Raw genomic sequence first — 22,203 nt, 5'->3', positions numbered from 1 at the left:
CCTGCCTCGCTTCCTCGGGTAGCATCTTTGTGCAAGAGCCCCTTGCGCTATTGCGCCAGGGGCTTCGTCTATTCCGGGGCATCCGGTCCGACGGTTGTGCGACCAACGGCGGTCGCTGTGGCACGCGGCGGTGAACCTTACGCCCACGCCCCCGACCTTGGACATGCCCCGCCCGGAAGGGGTGTACGCGCGTGCCCGCACTTGTGCTGCTCGGTGCTCAGTGGGGTGACGAAGGCAAGGGAAAGGCGACCGACCTGCTCGGTGGCTCGGTGGACTATGTAGTGCGGTACCAGGGCGGCAACAACGCCGGCCACACGGTCGTCGTCGGCGACCAGAAGTACGCGCTCCACCTCCTCCCTTCCGGAATCCTCTCGCCCACGTGTGTTCCGGTCATCGGTAACGGTGTCGTCGTCGACCCGTCGGTACTGCTCTCCGAGCTGAGCGGTCTGAACGAGCGTGGCGTCGACACGTCCAAGCTCCTGATCAGCGGCAACGCGCACATCATCACGCCGTACAACGTGACCGTCGACAAGGTGACGGAGCGCTTCCTCGGCAAGCGGAAGATCGGGACGACGGGGCGCGGCATCGGCCCGACCTACGCCGACAAGATCAACCGCGTCGGCATCCGGGTCCAGGACCTGTACGACGAGTCGATCCTGACCCAGAAGGTCGAGGCGGCCCTCGACGTCAAGAACCAGATCCTCACCAAGCTGTACAACCGGCGCGCGATCGCCGTGGACCAGGTGGTCGAGGAGCTGCTGGGCTACGCCGAGCGGATCGAGCCGTACGTCGCCGACACCGTGCTGGTCCTGAACCAGGCCCTGGAGGACGACAAGGTCGTCCTGTTCGAGGGCGGCCAGGGCACGCTGCTCGACATCGACCACGGCACGTACCCCTTCGTGACCTCCTCGAACCCGACCGCGGGCGGCGCCTGCACCGGCGCCGGCGTGGGTCCGACGAAGATCAGCCGGGTCATCGGCATCCTCAAGGCCTACACCACCCGCGTCGGCGCCGGTCCCTTCCCGACCGAGCTGTTCGACGAGGACGGCGAGGCGCTGCGCCGGATCGGCGGCGAGCGGGGCGTGACGACGGGCCGTGACCGGCGCTGCGGCTGGTTCGACGCCGTCATCGCCCGGTACGCGACCCGCGTCAACGGCCTGACCGACTTCTTCCTCACCAAGCTGGACGTGCTGACCGGCTGGGAGCAGATCCCGGTCTGCGTGGCGTACGAGATCGACGGCAAGCGCGTCGAGGAGCTGCCGTACTCCCAGACCGACTTCCACCACGCGAAGCCGGTCTACGAGACCCTGCCGGGCTGGTCCGAGGACATCACCAAGGCGAAGTCCTTCTCCGACCTGCCGAAGAACGCCCAGAACTACGTCAAGGCGCTGGAGGAGATGTCCGGCGCCCCGATCTCCGCGATCGGCGTGGGCCCGGGCCGGGACGAGACGATCGAGATCAACTCGTTCCTGTAGAGGAGCCGCGGTCGTGCGTTGCGGTGGACAATCGAGGTATGAGCGTCCACCGGAACGCACGGTGCCGGGGACCGTACGGCGGCGAAGGTGTCGCCGCCGACGGCACGGACTGCTCCGATCCCGCGGTCTTCGAGGTCGCCCGGTACCAGCTGCCCCCGCTCCGGGTGTGCCCGGTGCATCTCGGCCCCTCCCTGCTGCTGGCGAGCGGGGTGCTGTGGCCGCCGGAGATCAGGATGATCGGCCGTATCTGACACCGGCTGTTTCCCTGGAGTTCGCCCAGGGCGCGCACTGACCCATCCTTGACCTGGACATGGTCATTCCCTGGTTTTCCGGCAATCATGGGCGCGAGCAGCATCTACGCGGGTAGCCTCCGCACTGCACCCGCCGCTGCTCGTCGCCCATTTCCAGCCATACCAGGAGCCCTGAATGCCCCTCAGTCCCATGAACCGCCGGGAGTTCGTGAAGAAGTCGGCCGTCACCGGTGCGGCGGTGGCCGCCGCCGGGGCCGTCGGCACCGGTACCGCGCAGGCGGCCGAGGCCCACCACCGCCCCGGAAAGCCGCCCCGCACCTGGTCGTTCTCCATCCTCGGCACGACCGACCTGCACAGCCACGTCTTCGACTGGGACTACTACAAGGACGCCCCCTACACCGACAAGGCGGGCAACTCCGTGGGCGTGGCGCGCGTGGCCACCCTCATCAAGCAGCAGCGCGAGGCCAAGGGCGAGGACCACGTCCTCCTCGTCGACGCCGGCGACATCATCCAGGGCACCTCCCTGGCCTACTACTTCGCGCGCGTCGACCCGATCACGGGCACCGACGGCAAGAAGGGCCCCAGGCACCCGATGGCCGCGGCCATGAACCACATGCGCTACGACGCCGCCGCCCTCGGCAACCACGAGTTCAACTACGGCATCGAGGTGCTGCGCAAGTTCGAGAGCCAGTGCCACTTCCCGCTGCTCGGCGCCAACGCCCTCGACGCCAAGACCCTGCGCCCGGCCTTCCAGCCGTACACCGTGAAACGCATCTGTGTGCCGGGCGCCCCGGACATCAAGGTCGGCATCCTCGGCCTGACCAACCCCGGTATCGCGCTGTGGGACAAGGACAACGTCAGCGGGAAGATGGTGTTCCCGGGTCTGGTGGAGCAGGCGAAGAAGTACGTGCCGCGCCTGCGCGCGCTGGGCTGTGACGTCGTCTTCCTGACGGACCACTCGGGCCTGGACGGCTCGTCCTCGTACGGCGACGAACTCCCGTACGTCGAGAACGCGTCGAACCTGGTGGCCGAGCAGGTGCCGGGCATCGACGCGATCCTGGTGGGCCACACCCACGTCGAGGTCCCGTCCTACACGGTGAAGAACGCGGAGACCGGCGAGGAGGTCCTCCTCTCCGAGCCGTACTGCTGGGGCTACCGCCTCAGCGTCTTCGACTTCGAGCTCGAACTCCACCACGGACAGTGGAAGGTGACGAGCAAGACGGCGCAGACCCTCAACCCCAAGGACGTGGACGAGGACCCGGAGATCAAGAAGCTCCTGGAGGCCGACCACGAGCTGGTGGTCAAGTACGTCAACACGGCGGTCGGCACCTGCACGGCGGACCTGTCGGCGGCGGACTCCTGCTGGAAGGACGTCCCCATCATGGACTTCATCCACAAGGTCCAGACGGAGAGCGTGAAGGCGGGCCTGTCCGCGTCGGACGCCGCCCTCCCCCTCATCTCGGTCGCGGCCCCGTTCTCCCGCACGGCGGACATCCCCCAGGGCAACGTCACCATCAAGGACATCGCCGGCCTCTACATCTACGACAACACCCTGTACGGCAAGAAGCTGACGGGTGCTCAGCTCCGGGACTACCTGGAGTACGCGGCGAAGTACTACCACCAGGTCCCGGCCGGCACGAAGGTCGACACCGCGACGCTGACCAACGCCAACAACTTCTGGGACTACATGTACGACACGGCGGCGGGCGTCGACTACGAGATCGACATCGCGCAGCCGGAGGGCTCGAGGATCAAGAACCTCAGCTACAACGGCGCTCCGGTGGCCGACGACCAGGTCTTCGTCGTCGCGGTCAACAACTACCGCGCGAACGGTGGTTCGGGCTACCCGCACATCGCTTCCGCCCCGATCGCGTACAGCTCGACGAACGAGATCCGTCAGCTGATGATCGACTACGTGACCGCGAAGAAGACCCTCGACCCGGCCGACTTCGCCGTCACCAACTGGAAGCTGACGCAGGCGGGCACGCCGGTCTTCTGAGCGGAACGTTCTTCAGGACAGGGGGAGTGGTGAGCGGCCCTCGCACCGCTCACCGTCCAGGTCGACGAGCTCATCGGCGAGGGCGACCGGGTGGTGGCCCGCGTGACCCAGCGGGGCGTCCACGGCGGGGCGCATCCGCGCATGCCGGAGCCGACCGGCCGGGCCTGTTCGTGCAGCTCGGGTGGCCGCTGCCGCAGGGCTGAACAGGTCGCGTCAGGGGGTGGAGCGGGTGGCGCCGAAATGGGTCTCGTGCGTCCACACGTGGTGGCACGCGGGGCACTGCAGGTGCAGCAGGCTGCCGGTGTTGGAGAGCAGGTAGCGCCACCCGCTCCGGTCGTCGCAGTTCGGGCAGTCCACCCCCCAGGCGCGCCGGGCCCTGTCGGCCTGTGGGTCAAGCGGCAGCATCGCCGGGCTCCGCCGGGAGCACACCGGCCGCCACCAGCTCGTCGTAGATGCGCTGCTGCTCGGTGTCCAGGCCGGAGTACAGCAGCGCACGCGCCTCCTCCTCGCCCCGCAGCGCCGCCGCGGGGTCCCAGCCGGGGCCGAGTGCGGCCATGACGTGGGTCCGCCGGAGCATCTCGTGCGCGCTCAGGTCGAGGCTGAAGTCGAAGGTGGGGCCGTGGGGGGACATGCCCTCGAACGTAGGCCGGGCATTTCCCCCACGGCAAGAACAGGTGGGTGAAATCACACCGCGCCGATGTGACCCTCAGCTGAACACGATCATCGAGCCCTGGGCCAGTGAGCGGGTCGCCGCCGCGTGCAGGCCCAGCCACACGTGCCGTTCGCGGGCGAAGGGGCTGGGGTCGTACGGCGCCGGGACGGCCGGTTCCTCCAGTTCCGTGGGGGCCGTGGGCGGGGCCGGCGCGGCCGGGGGGTTGGCCGGGTCGATGCCGATCGTCGCGGCGACGTACTCCAGTTCGCGCAGCAGCGACTGGGAGCTGCCCAACGGGCCGCCGCCCGCGAGGAGTTCGTCGTTCGACAGCGGGTGCGGGAAGTCCACCGGGACGTACGCGCCCGCGTGGTCGTAGTGCCAGACCAGATGGGACTGCTGGGCCGTCGACTCGAACATCTCCAGGAGCTGTTCGTAGTCGCCGCCCAGCTCGTCCACCGGGGTCACCGGCAGGCCGCAGACCTGGAGCAGATACGCGCGGCGCAGGAAGTGGAGGGCGTCGTAGTCGAAGCCGGCCACGGGCGCGACCTCGCCGGACAGGCCCGGCATGTACTGGTACACCGGCACCGGCGGGAGGCCTGCCGCCGCCAGTGCGTCGTTGTACTGCCCGAGTTCCTCGGCGAACGGGTTGTCCGGGGTGTGGCACAACACGTCCACGAGCGGTACCAGCCACAGGTCACAGGCCAAAGAGAGCTCCTCGCACAGAAGGGTCCGCACAGCAGGTGGTCAGGGCAGGGTACTGGTCATCTACCCGTTGGTCAGGTGTTCCAGCAGCTGAAGCGAATGGGCGTTGGACGCCGCGACGATGCCGCGGGCGGTGTCGGCCTCGCGGCGGGACAGCGCGTCGACCAGGTCCGTGTGCCCGGCCCACAGGCGGCCGCGCAGGTCGGGCAGGCGGAGCAGGTGCTGCACCGCGCACACCCAGGACTGCACGCGCAGGCGGTTGAGGAAGTCGCCGAGGTAGGGGTTGCCGAAGAGCGCGCTGAGCTCGCGCCAGAAGCGCAGGTCATAGCCGATGAGGATGGTGAGGTCACCGGCCGCGGCGGCCCGCGCGGCCTCCTCGCCGCGCCGGCGCACCGTGGTCAGCGCGGCCCTCGTACGGGGGTCCTCGGGCGGGGTGCGGAAGGCGGGGTGGCCGGTGCTGAGGGCCTGGAACATGCCGTCGGTGACCAGGCTGCGGGCCTCGATCATGTTCCGGTAGTCGGTGACGGAGTACTCCGGCACCCGGAAGCCGCGGTGCTGGTCGGCCTCCAGGATGCCCTGCGCGGACAGGTCGACCAGCGCCTCGCGGACGGGGGTGGCGGAGACGCCGTACTGATCGGCGATCTCCTTGACCGTGAACGCCCGGCCCGGCCGCAGCCGCCCCGCGAGCACCTCGTCACGGAGCGCGTCCGCGATCTGCTGGCGCAGGGTGCTGCGTGTCACGGCGCCGTTGCCGGGCATGGTCGGGGTCACTCCTTGCGCGTAGACGACGTGCTCGGGCATCTCCTACGAGATTGCGTACGAGCACGTCACCTTACGCGTTCGAACCTCCCCGGCGGCAGGTGCGGTACGGCTACTCCATGTGTTCGTCGGCCACGCCCAGCGCCGCGTCCAGGGCGGCGAGGCCCTCCTTCAGCTCGGCCTCCGTGACATTGCACGGCGGGACCACGTGGGTGCGGTTCATGTTCACGAAGGGCCACACGCCGTGCCGCTTGGCGGCGGCCGCGAACGCCGCCATCGGGGCGTTCGTCTCGCCGGCCGCGTTGTACGGCACCAGCGGCTCGCGGGTCTCGCGGTTCTTCACGAGGTCCAGCGCCCAGAACATGCCGACACCGCGTACCTCGCCGACGCTCGGGTGGCGCCCGGCCAGCTCGGCGAGGGCGGGGGCGAGGACACTCTCGCCGAGCTGCCGCGCGTTCTCGACGACGCCCTCCTCCGCCATCACGTTGATCGTGGCGACGGCGGCGGCGCAGGCCAGCGGGTGCCCGGAGTACGTCAGACCGCCGGGGTAGGGCCGCTTGCCGAAGGTCGCGGCGATCTCCTGTGAGATCGCGACACCGCCGAGGGGCACGTAACCCGAGTTCACACCCTTGGCGAAGGTCAACAGGTCGGGTACGACACCGAAGAGATCGGCGGCGAACCACTCACCCGTGCGCCCGAAGCCCGCCATGACCTCGTCCAGGATGAAGACGATGCCGTGGCGGTCACAGATCTCGCGGACCCCGGCCAGATAGCCGGGCGGCGGGACCATGATCCCGGCCGTGCCGGGGATGGTCTCGAGGATGATCGCGGCAACCGTCCCCGGCCCCTCGAAGGCGATCGTCGTCTCCAGGTGCTCCAGCGCCCGCGCGGTCTCCTGCTCCTCGGTCTCGGCGTAGAAGCGGGAGCGGTACAGGAACGGCGCCCAGAAGTGGACGACACCGCCTGCCGCGCTGTCGCTCGCCCAGCGGCGCGGGTCACCGGTGATGTTGATCGCCTGCTGGGTGCCGCCGTGGTACGAGCGGTACGCCGAGAGCACCTTGGGGCGGCCCGTGTGCAGCCGGGCCATGCGCACCGCGTGCTCCACGGCGTCGGCGCCGCCGTTGGTGAAGAAGATCTTGTCCAGGTCGCCGGGGGTCCGCTCGGCGATCAGCCGGGCCGCCTCCGAGCGCGCCTCGATCGCGAAGGCGGGCGCGAAGGTCGTCATCCGCGCCGCCTGCTCCTGGATGGCCGCGACGACCTTCGGGTGCTGGTAGCCGATGTTCGTGTACACCAGCCCGCTGGTGAAGTCCAGGTACCGCTTGCCGTCGTAGTCCCAGAAGTACGACCCCTCGGCGCCGGCGACGGCGAGTGGGTCGATGAGGTCCTGGGCGGACCAGGAGTGGAAGACGTGCGCGCGGTCCGCGGCCTTGACTGCGGCGCCGGCGTCGGGGTTGGGCTGAGGGGTCATGCCGGTGAGGGTAAATGTCCGCGATGCGGAAGCGACATCGGCGTCCTGTTCCCTGGGCGAGGGGATTCCGCGACAGGTTGTCGACACTCGGCACGGCTGCCGGAGCGGCTGTCGGCGGTTCTGGACGAACTGCGCAGGGCCGGACGAGCCTGTTACGGAACCGTAGGCGCCGGGCCGCGCGACTCCCCGGTGGGGCCGCATTATTCTCAGTCTGTTGCACACGTATGCGGCGTGTGTCCCGGGGGAGGGCAGGGCGGGCATGGAGAAGCTCGGGGCGGGGGATCCGCAGCGCATCGGGGGCTACCGGCTGCTGGCGCGGCTGGGCGCGGGCGGCATGGGGCACGTGTATCTGGCCCGGTCGGACCGGGGCCGTACCGTCGCCGTGAAACTGGTCCGCGAGGAACTCGCCGAGCAGGAGGAGTTCCGGGCGCGGTTCCGGCAGGAGGTGCAGGCCGCGCGGCGGGTCGGCGGGTACTGGACCGCGCCCGTGCTGGACGCGGACACCGAGGCGGCGGTGCCGTGGGTGGCCACCGGGTACGTCGCAGGGCCGAGCCTGCAGCAGGTGGTCGGTCACGATCACGGGGCGCTGCCCGAGCGGTCGGTACGGATCCTCGCGGCGGGGCTCGCGCACGCGCTGAAGGACATCCACGCGGCGGGGATCGTGCACCGGGACCTGAAGCCGTCGAACGTCCTCGTCACCATCGACGGTCCCCGTGTCATCGACTTCGGGATCGCGCGGGCGCTGGAGACGACCTCGCTGGGCGGGGAGGGGCTGACCCGGACCGGGTCGCTGGTCGGGTCGCCGGGGTTCATGGCGCCCGAGCAGGTGCGGGGGGACCGGATCACACCGGCGTGCGACGTCTTCTGCCTCGGGTCGGTGCTGGCGTACGCGGCGACCGGGAAGCTGCCCTTCGGCACCGCCAACAGCGGGGTGCACGCGCTGATGTTCCGGATCGCCCAGGAGGAGCCGGATCTGGCGGGGGTGCCGGAGGGGATCGCCGACCTGGTGCGGAACTGCCTGCGCAAGGATCCGGGGGCCCGGCCCTCGCTGGATGCGGTTCTGGAGCGGACGGGGGCGGAGGACACCGTGACCGGCGGGCGGTCCCGGGATCCCTGGCTGCCGGGGGCGCTGGTCGCACAACTCGGCCGGCATGCGGTGCAGTTGCTGGAGGTGGAGGACCCGGAGCAGGAGGGGGGTCCGAGGACGGATGCGGCGCCCGGTGCGGGTTCGGAGGCGGCGTCGGGTGCTGGTGCGTCTTCGGGTGCGGGTGGCCCTGGTGGGGCGGAATCGCCGTCGGCGGGTGCGGGTGGTGCCGGCGCCGTGCCGGCCGAGCACGCTGCCGTTGCCGATGACGGGAACGCGCCGGGGGAGCCGGGTGCCGGGGGCGGTGTGAATCATCTGCCGACCGTCGTCGCGGGGCAGACTCCGCCGCCGGGCGCGCCGCCGGTCGCCCCGGGGTTCGGGGCCCCACCGGGGGCGTACGGGTATGCACAGCAGCATCCACAGCCTCAGCCTCAGCCGTATGCGCAGCCGGGCGGCGCCTACGGCTACCCGCAGCCGTACGCCCCCTACGGCGGCGGGCTCGGGTCCACGCCGCCGTACGGGCCGCCGCCCGTCGGTGGGGCGCGGGAGCGGGAGCCGCGCAACGGGCGCTCGACCGCGCTGCTCGTCGTGATCGCGCTGGTGGTGGCGCTGGGCGCGGGCGGCTCGGTGTACGCGCTGATGCGGAACGGCGGCGGGGGCGACGACAAGGGCGGCGGGACCGTCAGCCCGGCGCCCACCGTCAGCGGCTCCGGCACCTCGGGGGCGCCCAGCACGGCCGGGCCCACGCCGTCCGACTCCGCCTCCGCCTCCGCCTCGTCGGACGGGCCGATTCCGGCCGGTTACCTGGGGACCTGGGAGACGACCATCGACAACGCCAACGGCACCAACACCCGCCAACTGACCATCCGGCAGGGCCAGGTGGGACAGAGTGTGCTGACGCTGGTCGCGGACGGGCCGACCGACGGCGGCGGCACCTACCACTGTGTCTTCGACGCCACGCTCGCCGAACAGCCCGGCGCGGGCGGGCCGTTGGAGATCGGTCCGTCCACCGTCACCAGCGGCGAACCCGCCTCCTCCTGCACCCCGGGCGAGGCCACCGAGGTCACACTGCTGCCGGACGGCAGGCTGAAGCGGGCGAAGGTGGGCGGCGGGGAGAGCCTGACGTATACAAAACAGTAGGGCTCCGCCGAGGCAGCTGGTGAGCGACCCCGACCGTGCCCTACCGCGGCTCCGGGTCTACCGCGGCTCCGGCGGCCGTTGCCTGGGCATGTTCGGGCGGGTTCCGTTGGCGGGTGGGAGGGGGAAGCGGCCCGCCGGGGCGCCGGGCTCCTGCCGGGGCACGTACGCCACCGCGGCCTGCATGCCCAGCGGGGCGGAACCGGTGCGGAACTCGACCATCCAGTCGGTGGTTTCCGTACGGACCAGCTCAGTGACGTCCTCCGCGAAGCGCCGCAGAACCCCCAGGCACCGCTCGGCCGCCTCGCCAGCCGTGCCCTCCGCCGGGCCCAGCACCTCCCGGATGCTCTCGGAGGCCCAGTCGAACTGCAACGCCTGCAGCCGCCGCTGTACGGCCTGTGCGGTGGCCACGTCCCTTATCCAGCCGGACGTCACGCCGAAGAACCGGTCGATGCCCACGCAGCCGACGGCGAGCAGCAGCGCCAGACAGCCCCAGGGCGCGACCCCGTGGGCCGTCCCGGTGAGGTCCAGCAGGGGAAGTGCCGCCCCGGCCGCCGCGCCCGCGGCCGCGCCGCAACGCAGCACCCGGGCACCGCGCCGCTTCCACACCCGGTCCCGCAGATACCAGGACGCCGTCTGCAGCGCCCCGCGCTCCACCCACCGGTACAGCTCGTCGAGCCGCTCGGCCGGCTCGCCCCAGTCCCCGAGCGGAAACGCCCGCCCGGTCAGATCGCCCGGCCGCAGCCCGGCCGCACCCTCGCCCCGCCCGTCCTGAGGCGGACCCTCGGGCTGCATCTCCGGCTGACCCACCCGGCACTCCCTACTGATCACGACCGGTCACGTTCCGTGACATTCCATGACGACGCGCGGGACCCTTCCTACCGCCCAATGGGTGGTGGAGAGGACGCTTTCCCGACTTTTCCGCCCGGAAGAGGGCCTTGATCAGGTATAGGGCACCCGTGCTTCTCACTCGAAAGAGTGGCGGGGCGATGGCCGCGTGGACCACGTAGGCTCATGCTCAGCGGAGAAAAACGTAGAGGAGCTGATCGTGATCCCCGGTGGTGGCCAGCCCAACATGCAGCAGTTGCTCCAGCAGGCCCAGAAGATGCAGCAGGATCTCCAGCGGGCGCAGGAGGAACTGGCGAACACGGAGGTCGACGGGCAGGCGGGCGGAGGCCTGGTGAAGGCCACCGTGACCGGCTCCGGCGAGCTGCGTGCGCTGAAGATCGACCCGAAGGCGGTCGACCCCGAGGACACCGAGACCCTCGCCGACCTGATCGTGGCGGCCGTACAGGCGGCCAACGAGAACGCGCAGACGCTGCAGCAGCAGAAGCTCGGCCCGCTCGCCCAGGGGCTCGGCGGCGGCACGGGCATCCCCGGTCTGCCTTTCTGAGGCCGGGCCAACTACGGTACGTACCGAAAGGTCTTAGGGAAGGGCAGTCCGGTGTACGAAGGCGTGGTCCAGGACCTCATCGACGAGCTGGGGCGGCTGCCCGGCGTCGGTCCCAAGAGCGCGCAGCGGATCGCCTTCCACATCCTGCAGGCCGAGCCGACGGACGTGAAGCGGCTCGCGCAGGCGCTCCTGGAGGTCAAGGCGAAGGTCCGCTTCTGCGCGACGTGCGGCAACGTGGCGCAGGAGGAGCTGTGCAACATCTGCCGTGACCCGCGCCGCGATCCGTCGGTCATCTGCGTGGTCGAGGAGCCCAAGGACGTGGTCGCCATCGAGCGCACCCGCGAGTTCCGCGGCCGCTACCACGTGCTCGGCGGCGCCATCAGCCCGATCGAGGGCGTGGGCCCCGACGACCTGCGTATACGAGAACTTCTCGCGCGGTTGGCCGACGGGACGGTCACGGAGCTGATCCTTGCGACGGACCCCAATCTGGAGGGCGAGGCCACGGCCACCTACCTCGCCCGGATGATCAAACCCATGGGCCTGAAGGTCACCCGCCTGGCCAGCGGCCTCCCGGTGGGTGGCGACCTGGAATACGCGGACGAGGTCACCCTCGGCCGCGCCTTCGAGGGGAGACGACTCCTAGATGTCTGACGCCACACTGCACGCGACCGCTCAGAACCCGGACGATTTCGCGGTCCAGATCGCGGACCAGATCGAGAGCTTCCTGGTGGCCGTCACGGAGGTGGCGAGGGGCGACGAGCCGGGCTCGACCGTCCCCTTCCTCCTCCTGGAGGTCTCCCAGCTGCTGCTGGCCGGCGGCCGCCTGGGCGCCCACGAGGACATCGTCCCCGACGAGCGCTACGAGCCGGACACGGGCCCCGACGCCGACGTGGACGGGCTGCGCGAGAACCTGGCCCGCCTGCTGGAGCCGGTGGACGTGTACTCGGAGGTCTTCGACCCCTACGAGCCGCGCAAGGCCCCGGTCCCGGCCCGTCTCTCCGACGATCTCGCGGACATCATCACCGACCTCCGCCACGGCATGGCCCACTACCGCGCGGGCCGCACCACGGAGGCCCTGTGGTGGTGGCAGTTCTCCTACTTCTCCAACTGGGGCCCCACGTCCTCCGCCGTCCTGCGCGCCCTGCAGTCGGTCCTCATCCACGTCCGCCTCAACCAGCCCCTGGAGGAACTGGACGGCCTCGACACCGACCAGTCCGACATGGGCGACGAGACCCTGGAGTTCGAGGCGGGCCGCGTCATGGCCGAGGAGATCGGCGCGCCCCTGGGGATGCGGCCGGGGAAGTAGCCACGAGCAGCGCCTCCGCGTCGACGTACGGCGCGGTCGGCGTCGGCTCGCTGTACCAGCGCAGCGGCCAGGTGTCGCCGTCCAGCGCGGGAACGCCCACGTAGGTGACGGTCGTCCGGTCGATGCGTCGGCCGAAGTACTGCACGCCGAGTGGCCAGTCGTAGTGGTGTACGACCCCGGGCGACAGCAGGAAGTACACCCACCGCGTGCCGCTGCCGCCGGCGCACACGATGGGCCCCGCGTCGTCGCTCCGCTCGATCAGCGAGTCGGCGACGGCCTCTCCCCATCTTCCCTCGATCCGCACGGCGTCGAAGTGCACGCCGGCGACGCGCAGTCGGTGGCCACGGAGGGGGACCCAGGGGGGCCGGTGAATTGCGTTCGTCATGGTCACAAGTTGCTGCCTTTGTGGCTACCCTCGGTAGTGACCCAGGTGATACACGGCAAGATGTACCGGTCGGAGGTGCATGCGGTGTCCCAGGCGCCCGTCATGTGGCGCTTCAGCGGCAACCAGCTGAAACGCTGGCGCACGAAGGCCAACGTCAGCCGCGAGCAACTGGCCGCCGCCTCCAACTACTCCCCGGACACCGTCAAGGCGATGGAGCAGGGGGTACGCATGCCGACACCCCGAATCCTCGACGTGGCCGACGAGTTGTGCCGGGCGGAGGGGATGCTGAGCGCGGCGAAGGAGTACCTCAGCAGGGAGAAGTTCCCGCCCAGGGCCCAGGAGTTCATGGAGCGGGAGAGAGAGGCGATCGGCCTCTGGTGGTACGAGACCATGCTCATCCCCGGGCTGTTGCAGACTGAGACGTACGCACGCGCCCTCATCGAGAGCCGCTACCCGCCGCTGGACGAGGAGACGGTCGAGAAGCGGATCGCGGCGCGGATGGAGCGGCAGGCGATCCTCACCGACAGGAAGCCGCTGGTGGCCCTCAGCTTCGTTGTCCATGAGGCAGCTCTGCGCGGCCCGTTCGTCTACGCCGACCAACTGCGCCACTTGCAGGAGGCGTCGGGCCTGCGGAACGTCGATGTGCAGGTGCTGCCGTTCGAACGGGCCACCAGCGACGCCCACTTGGGCCCCATGGTTCTGCTGGAGGATCGGGACCACGAGCGGTTCGCATTCACGGAAGGCCCGTTCGCCAGCGAACTCTCGGCCGATCCGGAGGTTGTCAGCCGGGTGACCGGGCGGCTTAGCATGATCCGCGCACAGGCCCTCAGCCCCGCTGAGTCGTCCCGTTTCATCGAGCGGATGGTGGATCGCCATGACTGACCAGCTCACGTGGTTCAAGTCGAGCTACAGCGACAACGAGGGCGGCGCCTGCGTCGAAGTCGCCCCCACCCCCGCCACCATCCACATCCGCGACTCCAAGACGGCCCCCACCGGCCCCGAACTCCACCTCCCCGCCCCCGCCTGGACGGCGTTCATCGCCGCACTTCAGCCCGGGGCTTGAGCCTCGGGCCTCGAGCCCTTCCCCTGGGTTTTTGGGCTTGGTTGAACCTCCCAACCAGCCAAGCCTGTACGTGAGTTAGGCGGGTCTAACCCGAACGGGTGACGTTCCGTGATCGGCTTGCGCCGGAACGTAAAGCGGCTCTAGTTTCGCGGCAAATAGATCGGCCCCGGTCGGTGCGCCAACACCGGCTCCGGGGCCTGGACCTACTCATCGAACGGAACCTTCGATGGTGGCTTGCGCCTACCCTAGCCCCGCCCTGCCGTCCCCGTCTCACCCCATGGCCAAAACGGGTTACGGCAAACGCTCCGCCGGTGACGAAGACCCGCACGCGGACGCGGACTTCGCACACCTGAGTGGGCGGGAACGCGAGCTCGCCATCTTCATGGACCGCCTGGAAGACGGCCATGCGGCGGGCTACAAGGCGATCGCCGCCGTGCACCCGGTCTACGGCCAGCAAGCGGTGCGCGTCGCGCAGGGACACCTGAGTCGCGCCGGGCACCTGCACCGGATCAGGGAGCACATCACCCTCGAAGACAACTCGATGCGGTGGGTCACGCGGACATACTGGTCGCGTACTCCCAGGTCGGTGGAGTGGTGGCAGGAATTCGCGCGGTCGCGCAACGGCAGGATCGTCACCGACGACCACTGCGACGGACTGGCCCACGTCGAGGAGGCCGAGCGGACGCCCCCGGAGGCCGAGGCCGTCCAGGCGCCGGACGGCGGGCCACAGGGCACCGTGGCGTACCGGACGCTGGCGGAAATTCGTGAAACAGACCGCCGTATGCCGCTGTCCGAATCTGACTGCCGGTCTCTCGAATCCCTCGCCACCGAGTGGCTGGCGCGCGGCTCGACTCCCGAGGACATCACCCGCGCCCTCACCGCCGGACTTCCCAACCCCGTGACCAACCCGGGCGGACTCGCCCGCAATCGACTGGAGAAGCAGATGCCGCCGAAGAAGGCCAAAGTGCGTCAGAAGAAGGCCCGGCTCCGTGGTCGTGTCGATCGGGTGCTGATCGCCTGCGCCACATGCGACGAGGACGAGCGGACCGTGGAGATCGTCGGCGGGGTGTGCCGGGCCTGCCGGGTGGAGCTCGGGCTGGACACGCCCGACGGGGAGCCGATCCCGCCCCTGCCGGAGACGTTTCTCGCCGGGCCGATCCCCAGTGCCGAGGAGGTGCACCGCTGGGCGGCCCAGGTGCGGGCGGCGGGTGGACTGCGCTCGCCCGGCGGCAAGGCGCTGTGGGAGGGCGTATGAGCGTGCAGGACGCGCCGGTCAGGGCACCATGGAGTCGAGGAGGCGACGCCATGACCCCCAGGATCGAAGACCGGCCGCAGATGACCGTCGAGGAGTTCGAGGAACTGGAACGCCATGCCCCGGAGACCGTGTGGCTGGAGTTCATCAACGGAAAGGTCGTGGCGAAGCCCATGGCGGACGGCAACCATCGCGAGATGATCGCGTGGCTGCAACGGGTGTGCATGCAGCATCGTCCGGACCTCTGGTTGCATTCCGAGAGCGGTCTGAAGACGGAGAAGTACCGCAAGGGGCGCGCCCGTGCCGATGGAGTCCTCGTTCGGGTCGGGGGTCTCAAGGGGCACGGGGAGTGGTCGGAGTCGGAGAGTGCCCTGATGGCGGTGGAGATCACCTCGTACGACTCCGACACGAACCAGCGCGACCGCGTCGAGAAGCCCGACGGCTACGCCGCCGCCGGAATCCCCGTCTACCTCCTCATCGACCGTGACGACTGCTCGGTCGTGGTGTTCAACCAGCCCGAGGACGGCCGCTACCGGCACGAGGAGAAGCTGCCCTTCGGCGCCTCCGTCAAGCTCCCCGACCCCGTGAACATCACCCTGGAAACCGAGCCGCTCAAGGAGTTCAGCGACTGAGCGGGATGGACGCGCATCAGCACCCTGCGCGTCCGCGCTCCTACTCGCCGTAGGGGCGCCACCGGGCCGCCTGGCGGAGTGCCGCGTGGGCTCCCCACCACCAGATGAGAACGGCCAGGACGGCGAGCGCCGATGCGGTGGCGGACAATGTGCTGCCTGAGAGCCCGATGCCGTCGGCCGGGCTCTCCTGGGGAGCGGCCAGCCAGGACGCGACGACGATGCTGGCGGCGATTGCCGTCAGGAGCGGTGCGAGGAGGGCCCACGCGGCGGCCGAGTAGTAGACCCGCCGTCTGCCGGTCAGCACGCTCAGTGGCGCGACGAGGCGGCTCAACTGCAGGAACTCGGCGAGATTGCCGAGAGCGGCGGCTACGGCGACGATGAGGAGGCCCGGTACCCCGAGGAAGACGACCCATCTGCCATGGGCTACTCCGTTTCGTGCGCCCACCAGCCACCCTTCGCCCGGAAGCTCCGCGGTGACAGCCGCAACGGGGAGGGTGTCTCTCAGGAGCCGTTTGATCTCGTCATAGGCCAGGTCCCGCCCGTCGGAGGAGGTGAGGACGAGATTCCGCGGTGCCTTCTTCCAGTTGTCCGGGAGTACGTTTCCCTCCTGTACGGCGATGCGGTCACCGGCCGGGACGGACCAGTGCACGGCTTCGGTGATCCGCGGGGCCGCCTGGGGTGTGCCGGTCGTCGTGACCTGGTGCGAGCAGGGCAGCGCTACGGCCCGAAGAGCAGTGCAGGGCGCCTGGATACGGGGGAGGCCGTTCGGGGCGGAGTCCGTCGGCGAGTACAGCGCAAGGCTCTCGGTGTGCTCCGGCAGGTGCCGCAGCGTATCGGCGAACTGCTCGCGAGACACCCGAGTGGGGTCGACCTGGAGCAGTACGACGCTGCGCCCGATGCGGTGCGCAGTGCCCTGAGCAGCCTGTGCGCTCGCGCCGAACTGCGAGTTCTTCAGCTGGACCTGGCTGACCAGCACCATGGCGATCCCCATCCCGGCGACCAGCCGAGCGGTCACCCCTGGATGGGCGGCGATGTGCCGACCGGCGACGAGGGCCCCTGAACTGCCCGTACGGCGAACGGTGTTTGCCATCCTGGAGCCAGCCGCTGCTGCGCCGAGGGCAACCGCACAGGGGAAGGTGGCCAGGACCGCCACCACACCCGCGTTGTACAGCTTCATCCTGAGATCCGCGTACTGTGCGGGATCCAGGAGCGCCGGACCCCAGACGGTGGCGAAGACCAGCAGCGGACAGGCCAGCGCCGCCCAGCGGACAACCTGTCCCTGACGAGCCGACAGCCGGCTGGTCCGGGCGCGTGACTGTCTGCCGGGGCGGTGCATCAGACAGACGAGGAGCAAGGTGGCCGCTGCTCCCGCGCAGCCTGCCAGGGCGACGGCCCACCACCAGTGCCGCAGGTCGGCGCCGGACAGGAAGTAGCCGATCCAGGGCAGACGGACGCGGTCCGTCGTCATCGCCACGAGAGCCGGAAGCGTGCCCGACACCGCACCGGCCAGCACGGGAACCGCCGATTCGCCGATGTCGAGACAGAACCGATGGCGCTGGCCACCACCCAACGCGCCGACCAGCGCGGTGCGCTTGTCCCGGCCTGCCGAACACATCTTGATTATGTGACGGGGCGTCACGCGTTCGGATCTTCATGTGACTTGATCAACACGCCGCGACTGCCGAGTGGATGGCACCGATCGGGAGCTTTTGCCGTCTGGGGTGTTGGTTCTGTTCATGACACCCAGCGAGGATCCGCCCGCTCCATGGCATCTCACATAGCCGGTCTCCGGCATCGCCTGCCCGTCTGGCCGGCCCCGCTGTTGTGGACTCTGGGCCTTGGCCTGTGGGGGCTGTCCCGGCGGCACAGCGTATGGCGGGACGAGGCCGCGACCTGGCAAGTGGCCCGGCGGCCGGTTGCCGAGATTTGGCACATGCTGGGGCAGGTCGACGCCGTGCACGGGCTCTACTACCTCCTGATGCACGTCCTCTTCGAGTGCTTCGGGCCCGGCACCACGACGTTGCGTCTGCCGTCCGTGCTCGCCATGGCCGCAGCCGCGGCCTGTGTGGCCGTCGTGGGCCGACGACTGGCGGGGTTCTGGGCGGGCCTGGGGGGCGGGCTGGCGTTGGGGCTGGTCCCGTCCGCGCAGTTCTACCTTCAGGAAGGCCGCCCCTACGCGCTGGTCGCGGCCGGTGCGGGGGGCGCGACACTGCTTCTGGTGACACTGCTGCAGAGGGGTGGCCGGGGGGCGTACTGGATGGCGTACGGCGGCGTGATCCTGCTGTCCGCGCTGCTGAAGTGGCTCTCGCTGCTGATCCTGCCCGCGCATGCGGTGACCTTGGTCTGGACGCGGGCCCGGCGCAGGGAGTGGATGCTCTGGGCCCTGGCCTAGGCGTCCGCCGTGGTGTGCGTACTGCCGTTGATCCTGTTCAGCCGGGGGCAGTCCGATCAGGTGTCCTGGATACCGCCGCTGACCTGGCACATGATGATCGCCCCGGCCGTCCTGCTGGCGATCGGTGGTCTCGGCGCGCTGCTGGACCGGCCGCGGGACGGCCGACTGTCGGTGGCGGCCGTCGGGCTGCCGCTGCTGGCGGTGCCCCAGCTCGGGCTGATCGGCCTCTCCCTGATCCAGCCGCTGTTCGTGGACCGGTACATTCTGTTCAGCCTGCTCGGGCTGGCGCTGCTGATCGGTACCGGGCTCGACGCGGCGGTACGCGCGGCCGCCCCGCGGTTCCCGAGAGCGTCGATGTGGCTGGTGCCTGTGGTGGTCGCCGTGGCGGTGGTAGCGCTGCTGCCGCAGTTGCTGGCCAAGCGGTCTCCGGCGAGCAGGGTGGACGACGTCCTGGCGGTGGCGGCCGATGTCCAGCGACTGAAGAACACCGGGGACGCGGTCCTCTTCGTCCCTGCGGCCCGTCGCGACACCGCGCTGGTCTCGCCCGAGGCCTTCGCCGGTCTGCGGGACATCGCGCTGGCCGAGAGCCCGGTGGCTTCCGGGACGCTGAAGGGTGAGGAAGCCGGGCCGGCCCGCATTCGGGCCTCGATGCTGGCTCAGCGGCGGACCTGCTGGTGACGGACGCGGCCACCGTGGCCAAGCCGGTGTCGGGGGAGCGCGACAGGGCGAAGGCAGCCGTGCTGAGGGAGTACTTCACGGCCGTGGCGGACGAGCAGGTCCGTGGAAGGCGGGTGACGGTGTACGAGCGCCGGCTGCGTGGGCGGACTCCTCGTCCGGGCCGGGACGGGACCGGCCGAGCCGGTCGTGGGCGCCCGGATCAGTGACCTCCGGACGGGTACGGCCGTCCGCCGTGCGCGCCGGGCGGTTGTGCAACGCCGCCTCAATGCCCGGGCCACACCCCCCACGCGCCCTTCCCCATCGCCGTCCCCCCGCCCGCCAGCGCCAGCAGCAGGACCAGGTGCCGCGCCCGGTGCTCCGGGATGCGGCCGGCGATCGTGTTGCCGATCAGCGCGCCCACCGCCATCGCCGCGCCGGCGACGGCCCACTGCACGCCGGTCAGCCGGGGCGTGCCGTTCGCCGCGATCGAGAAGGCGTTGACGGCCACGCCGTAGAACTGGGCGTTGGGGACGAACTCCCGTACCGTCCAGCCCGCGTTCAGGGCGTAGAGGGAGACCGGTGGGCCGCCGACGCCCGCGGCCGCGTTCATGAAGCCGCCCAGCGCGCCGGCCGTCACCGCTCCCTTGCCGCCCCCGAGAGCCGGGAGACGGGCGCCGCGCATCACCAGCAGGACGGCCGCCGTCACCAGGGCGCCCATCGTCAACAGCAGGGCCCGGACGGGGGAGTTGGCGGGTCGTCCAGGCACCCAACGGGACCGTGCAGGCCGCCGCCAGGCACAACGGCACCATCGCCGCCGGGCGGACGCGGCGCCAGCCGCCCGCCAGGCCCACGACACTGATGGCGCCGGCTGCGCAGTTGGCGAGCACCACTCCGTCGGCGGGGCCGAGCAGCAGCACCAGCGCCGGCACGGCGACCAGGGCGAAGCCCATGCCGGTCAGCCACTGCACGCATCCGCCGAGCAGGACGATCCCGGCCAGCAGCACCACGGTCATGTCATGCCCCCCTCACCATGAACGCTAGCGGTGCTCGCTGTGACCCGGGGCACGTTCTGCGTGGTCCCCCGTGTGGTGGGCAAGAGCCCTTCCGGAACCGAGCGGCCGATGTCTCACCATGCGGGAGCAGGGCGGTGGAATTCGGGCGCTCGTTAGACTGAGCCGACACAAACGAACCGAGCGAGGAGCGCACGTGGGCCTTGTCGTGCAGAAGTACGGAGGCTCCTCCGTAGCCGATGCCGAGGGCATCAAGCGCGTCGCCAAGCGGATCGTGGAAGCGAAGAAGAACGGCAACCAGGTTGTCGTCGTCGTTTCCGCGATGGGCGACACGACGGACGAGCTGATCGATCTCGCCGAGCAGGTTTCTCCGATGCCTGCCGGGCGTGAATTCGACATGCTGCTGACCGCCGGAGAGCGGATCTCCATGGCCCTGCTGGCGATGGCGATCAAAAACCTGGGTCACGAGGCCCAGTCCTTCACCGGCAGCCAGGCAGGCGTCATCACCGACTCGGTCCACAACAAAGCCCGGATCATCGACGTCACCCCCGGGCGGATCCGCGACTCGCTGGACAGGGGCAACATCGCGATCGTCGCCGGGTTCCAGGGCGTCAGCGCCGACAAGAAGGACATCACCACGCTCGGCCGTGGTGGGTCCGACACCACGGCCGTGGCGCTCGCCGCCGCGCTCGACGCCGAGGTCTGCGAGATCTACACCGACGTCGACGGCGTGTTCACCGCCGACCCGCGTGTGGTGAAGAAGGCGAAGAAGATCGACTGGATCTCCTTCGAGGACATGCTGGAGCTGGCCGCGTCCGGCTCCAAGGTGCTGCTCCACCGCTGTGTGGAGTACGCCCGTCGCTACAACATCCCGATCCATGTCCGGTCCAGCTTCAGCGGGCTGCAGGGCACCTGGGTCAGCAGTGAGCCGATTGGGGACAAGCAGGTGGAGCAGGCCATCATCTCCGGTGTCGCGCACGACACCTCCGAGGCCAAGATCACGGTCGTCGGCGTGCCGGACAAGCCGGGCGAGGCCGCCGCGATCTTCCGGACCATCGCCGATGCCGAGATCAACATCGACATGGTCGTGCAGAACGTGTCCGCCGCCGCCACGGGCCTGACGGACATCTCCTTCACGCTGCCCAAGACCGAGGGCCGCAAGGCCATCGACGCGCTGGAGAAGAACCGGCCCGGGATCGGCTTCGATTCCCTTCGGTACGACGACCAGATCGGGAAGATCTCGCTCGTCGGCGCGGGCATGAAGACCAACCCGGGCGTCACCGCCTCCTTCTTCGAGGCGCTGTCCGACGCGGGGGTGAACATCGAGCTGATCTCGACCTCCGAGATCCGCATCTCGGTCGTCACCCGCCAGGACGACGTGCCGGAGGCCGTGCGTGCCGTGCACACCGCCTTCGGGCTCGACTCCGACACGGACGAGGCCGTCGTCTACGGCGGCACCGGCCGGTGAGCGCGGGTACCCGCCGATGACCGCCAAGCCGACGCTCGCGGTCGTGGGAGCGACCGGAGCCGTCGGCGCGGTCATGCTCCAGATCCTGTCCCAGCGCGCGGACGTCTGGGGCGAGATCCGCCTGATCGCCTCCCCCCGCTCGGCCGGCCGCAAGCTGGCCGTGCGCGGGGAGGAGGTCGAGGTGGTGGCCCTGGGCGAGGAGGCCTTCGACGGGGTCGACGTCGCGATGTTCGACGTGCCCGACGAGGTCGCCGCGCACTGGGCGCCGATCGCCGCCGCACGCGGCGCGGTGGTCGTCGACAACTCCGCGGCCTTCCGGCTGGACCCCGAGGTGCCGCTCGTGGTCCCCGAGGTGAACCCGCACGCCGTACGCACCCGGCCGCGCGGGATCGTCGCCAACCCCAACTGCACGACCCTGACGATGATCGTCGCCCTGGGCGCGCTGCACGCCGAGTTCGGGCTGCGCGAGCTGGTGGTGTCGTCGTACCAGGCGGTGAGCGGAGCCGGGCGGGCCGGGGTGGACGCGCTGCGGGCCCAGCTGTCCCTGGTGGCCGGCACGGAGCTGGGCACCAAGCCCGGCGACGTACGGCGGGCCGTTGGGGAGGACACCGGGCCGTTCCCGGAGCCGGTCGTGCTGAACGTCGTGCCGTGGGCCGGGTCGTTCAGGGAGGACGGCTGGTCGTCGGAGGAGATGAAGGTCCGCGACGAGTCCCGCAAGATCCTCGGACTGCCGCGGCTGCCGGTCGCCGTGACCTGCGTACGCGTCCCGGTGATCACCACCCACTCCCTGACCGTGCACGCCCGCTTCCAGGGCGAGGTCACGGTCGACCGCGCCCGGGAGATCCTCGCCACCGCCCCTGGTGTGGTGCTGTGCGACGACCCGGCCGCCGGTGAGTACCCCACCCCCGCGGACGTCGTGGGCACCGACCCGACCTGGGTGGGCCGGCTGCGGCGGGCCCTGGACGACCCGACCGCGCTCGAACTCTTCGTGTGCGGCGACAACCTGCGCAAGGGCGCCGCGTTGAACACCGCGCAGATCGCGGAGCTGGTCGCCGCGGAGTGGGCCGACCGCCGGGACGCCGACCACTGAGAGAAGGCCTGGCCAGAGGTTTGTAGGA

General features: G+C 70.3%; 22 protein-coding genes and 2 pseudogenes. 14 read left to right on the top strand and 10 right to left on the bottom strand.

Features of this window, described 5'->3' with window-relative positions; translation table 11 throughout:
- The first annotated feature begins 191 nt into the window (after nt 1–191).
- The 3 genes from ACFYZB_RS24210 (at nt 192) to ACFYZB_RS24200 (ending at nt 3,725) form a co-directional block, all read left to right on the top strand.
- Nucleotides 192–1,475 (top strand): adenylosuccinate synthase, encoded by a 1,284-nt coding sequence (locus ACFYZB_RS24210; protein WP_351209804.1) that lies wholly within the window; start codon nt 192–194, stop codon nt 1,473–1,475.
- A gap of 38 nt (nt 1,476–1,513) precedes the next feature.
- Nucleotides 1,514–1,726 carry a hypothetical protein gene (locus ACFYZB_RS24205; protein ID WP_351209806.1) on the top strand — a complete coding sequence of 71 codons (213 nt, stop codon included), beginning with the start codon at nt 1,514–1,516 and terminating at the stop codon, nt 1,724–1,726.
- A gap of 175 nt (nt 1,727–1,901) precedes the next feature.
- Entirely contained in the window at nt 1,902–3,725 is a 1,824-nt protein-coding gene (locus ACFYZB_RS24200) for a bifunctional metallophosphatase/5'-nucleotidase (protein ID WP_388762167.1), read from the top strand.
- A gap of 12 nt (nt 3,726–3,737) precedes the next feature.
- Here ACFYZB_RS24200 and ACFYZB_RS24195 read toward each other — a convergent pair whose 3' ends face one another.
- The 6 genes from ACFYZB_RS24195 to ACFYZB_RS24170 form a co-directional block, all read right to left on the bottom strand.
- A complete protein-coding gene (locus ACFYZB_RS24195) occupies nt 3,738–3,860 on the bottom strand; it encodes a hypothetical protein (RefSeq protein ID WP_388762164.1) in 123 nt (40 codons plus the stop codon).
- A gap of 78 nt (nt 3,861–3,938) precedes the next feature.
- Nucleotides 3,939–4,130 carry a hypothetical protein gene (locus tag ACFYZB_RS24190; RefSeq protein WP_388762161.1) on the bottom strand — a complete coding sequence of 64 codons (192 nt, stop codon included), beginning with the start codon at nt 4,128–4,130 and terminating at the stop codon, nt 3,939–3,941.
- A complete protein-coding gene (locus ACFYZB_RS24185; protein WP_388762158.1) occupies nt 4,117–4,356 on the bottom strand; it encodes a DUF6400 family protein in 240 nt (79 codons plus the stop codon). The genes ACFYZB_RS24190 and ACFYZB_RS24185 overlap by 14 nt, the downstream gene beginning before the upstream one ends.
- Before the next feature lie 75 nt (nt 4,357–4,431).
- Nucleotides 4,432–5,082, bottom strand: a complete 651-nt coding sequence (locus tag ACFYZB_RS24180) for a hypothetical protein (protein ID WP_388762155.1) — start codon at nt 5,080–5,082, stop codon at nt 4,432–4,434.
- Nucleotides 5,083–5,142: 60 nt separating this feature from the next.
- Nucleotides 5,143–5,838, bottom strand: a complete 696-nt coding sequence (locus tag ACFYZB_RS24175) for a GntR family transcriptional regulator (RefSeq protein WP_388762660.1) — start codon at nt 5,836–5,838, stop codon at nt 5,143–5,145.
- Between the two features lie 112 nt (nt 5,839–5,950).
- Entirely contained in the window at nt 5,951–7,306 is a 1,356-nt protein-coding gene (locus tag ACFYZB_RS24170; RefSeq protein ID WP_388762153.1) for an aspartate aminotransferase family protein, read from the bottom strand.
- A 259-nt stretch (nt 7,307–7,565) separates the two neighbouring features.
- Here ACFYZB_RS24170 and ACFYZB_RS24165 point away from each other — a divergent pair, with 259 nt between their 5' ends.
- Nucleotides 7,566–9,530 carry a serine/threonine-protein kinase gene (locus tag ACFYZB_RS24165; protein WP_388762150.1) on the top strand — a complete coding sequence of 655 codons (1,965 nt, stop codon included), beginning with the start codon at nt 7,566–7,568 and terminating at the stop codon, nt 9,528–9,530.
- A 57-nt stretch (nt 9,531–9,587) separates the two neighbouring features.
- Here the strand turns inward: ACFYZB_RS24165 and ACFYZB_RS24160 are convergent, their stop codons facing one another.
- Nucleotides 9,588–10,337 (bottom strand): SLATT domain-containing protein, encoded by a 750-nt coding sequence (locus ACFYZB_RS24160; protein WP_351209819.1) that lies wholly within the window; start codon nt 10,335–10,337, stop codon nt 9,588–9,590.
- Nucleotides 10,338–10,575: 238 nt separating this feature from the next.
- Between ACFYZB_RS24160 and ACFYZB_RS24155 the strand changes: the two genes are divergently transcribed.
- From ACFYZB_RS24155 to ACFYZB_RS24145, 3 genes are read left to right on the top strand one after another with little or no spacing between them, the layout of a single operon-like run.
- Nucleotides 10,576–10,920, top strand: coding sequence for a YbaB/EbfC family nucleoid-associated protein (locus tag ACFYZB_RS24155; RefSeq protein ID WP_351209821.1), 345 nt, complete (start codon nt 10,576–10,578; stop codon nt 10,918–10,920).
- Nucleotides 10,921–10,971: 51 nt separating this feature from the next.
- Entirely contained in the window at nt 10,972–11,571 is a 600-nt protein-coding gene (recR, locus tag ACFYZB_RS24150) for a recombination mediator RecR (RefSeq protein WP_031164801.1), read from the top strand.
- Nucleotides 11,564–12,226, top strand: a complete 663-nt coding sequence (locus tag ACFYZB_RS24145; protein WP_388762145.1) for a DUF5063 domain-containing protein — start codon at nt 11,564–11,566, stop codon at nt 12,224–12,226. The genes recR and ACFYZB_RS24145 overlap by 8 nt, the downstream gene beginning before the upstream one ends.
- Here ACFYZB_RS24145 and ACFYZB_RS24140 read toward each other — a convergent pair.
- The gene (locus ACFYZB_RS24140; protein ID WP_388762142.1) at nt 12,177–12,611 is read right to left on the bottom strand and encodes a hypothetical protein; all 435 of its coding nucleotides are present in this window, start codon (nt 12,609–12,611) and stop codon (nt 12,177–12,179) included. The two genes, ACFYZB_RS24145 and ACFYZB_RS24140, sit on opposite strands and share 50 nt — an antisense overlap.
- A gap of 60 nt (nt 12,612–12,671) precedes the next feature.
- On the opposite strand from ACFYZB_RS24140, the gene ACFYZB_RS24135 reads away from it, so the two are divergent.
- The 4 genes from ACFYZB_RS24135 (at nt 12,672) to ACFYZB_RS24120 (ending at nt 15,558) form a co-directional block, all read left to right on the top strand.
- A complete protein-coding gene (locus ACFYZB_RS24135; protein WP_388762657.1) occupies nt 12,672–13,493 on the top strand; it encodes a helix-turn-helix domain-containing protein in 822 nt (273 codons plus the stop codon).
- The gene (locus ACFYZB_RS24130; RefSeq protein ID WP_388762140.1) at nt 13,486–13,674 is read left to right on the top strand and encodes a DUF397 domain-containing protein; all 189 of its coding nucleotides are present in this window, start codon (nt 13,486–13,488) and stop codon (nt 13,672–13,674) included. The genes ACFYZB_RS24135 and ACFYZB_RS24130 overlap by 8 nt, the downstream gene beginning before the upstream one ends.
- A 277-nt stretch (nt 13,675–13,951) precedes the next feature.
- Complete coding sequence (locus tag ACFYZB_RS24125; protein ID WP_388762137.1) at nt 13,952–14,929, top strand: hypothetical protein; 978 nt, start codon at nt 13,952–13,954, stop codon at nt 14,927–14,929.
- A gap of 50 nt (nt 14,930–14,979) precedes the next feature.
- The gene (locus ACFYZB_RS24120; protein WP_388762134.1) at nt 14,980–15,558 is read left to right on the top strand and encodes a Uma2 family endonuclease; all 579 of its coding nucleotides are present in this window, start codon (nt 14,980–14,982) and stop codon (nt 15,556–15,558) included.
- Between the two features lie 40 nt (nt 15,559–15,598).
- Here the strand turns inward: ACFYZB_RS24120 and ACFYZB_RS24115 are convergent, their stop codons facing one another.
- Nucleotides 15,599–17,173, bottom strand: coding sequence for a hypothetical protein (locus ACFYZB_RS24115; protein ID WP_388762131.1), 1,575 nt, complete (start codon nt 17,171–17,173; stop codon nt 15,599–15,601).
- A 150-nt stretch (nt 17,174–17,323) separates the two neighbouring features.
- Between ACFYZB_RS24115 and ACFYZB_RS24110 the strand changes: the two are divergent.
- Nucleotides 17,324–18,834: pseudogene (locus ACFYZB_RS24110) on the top strand (hypothetical protein).
- A gap of 56 nt (nt 18,835–18,890) precedes the next feature.
- Here ACFYZB_RS24110 and ACFYZB_RS24105 read toward each other — a convergent pair.
- A pseudogene (locus tag ACFYZB_RS24105) lies at nt 18,891–19,620 on the bottom strand (sulfite exporter TauE/SafE family protein).
- Between the two features lie 193 nt (nt 19,621–19,813).
- On the opposite strand from ACFYZB_RS24105, the gene ACFYZB_RS24100 reads away from it, so the two are divergent.
- Nucleotides 19,814–21,085 carry an aspartate kinase gene (locus ACFYZB_RS24100; RefSeq protein WP_351209840.1) on the top strand — a complete coding sequence of 424 codons (1,272 nt, stop codon included), beginning with the start codon at nt 19,814–19,816 and terminating at the stop codon, nt 21,083–21,085.
- A 16-nt stretch (nt 21,086–21,101) separates the two neighbouring features.
- Entirely contained in the window at nt 21,102–22,175 is a 1,074-nt protein-coding gene (locus ACFYZB_RS24095) for an aspartate-semialdehyde dehydrogenase (RefSeq protein ID WP_388762128.1), read from the top strand.
- The last annotated feature ends 28 nt before the right edge of the window (nt 22,176–22,203 follow it).

The organism is Streptomyces sp. NPDC001852 (genome assembly GCF_042891825.1).
Classification (GTDB): domain Bacteria; phylum Actinomycetota; class Actinomycetes; order Streptomycetales; family Streptomycetaceae; genus Streptomyces.
This window is presented reverse-complemented; position numbering and strand designations above follow the sequence as displayed.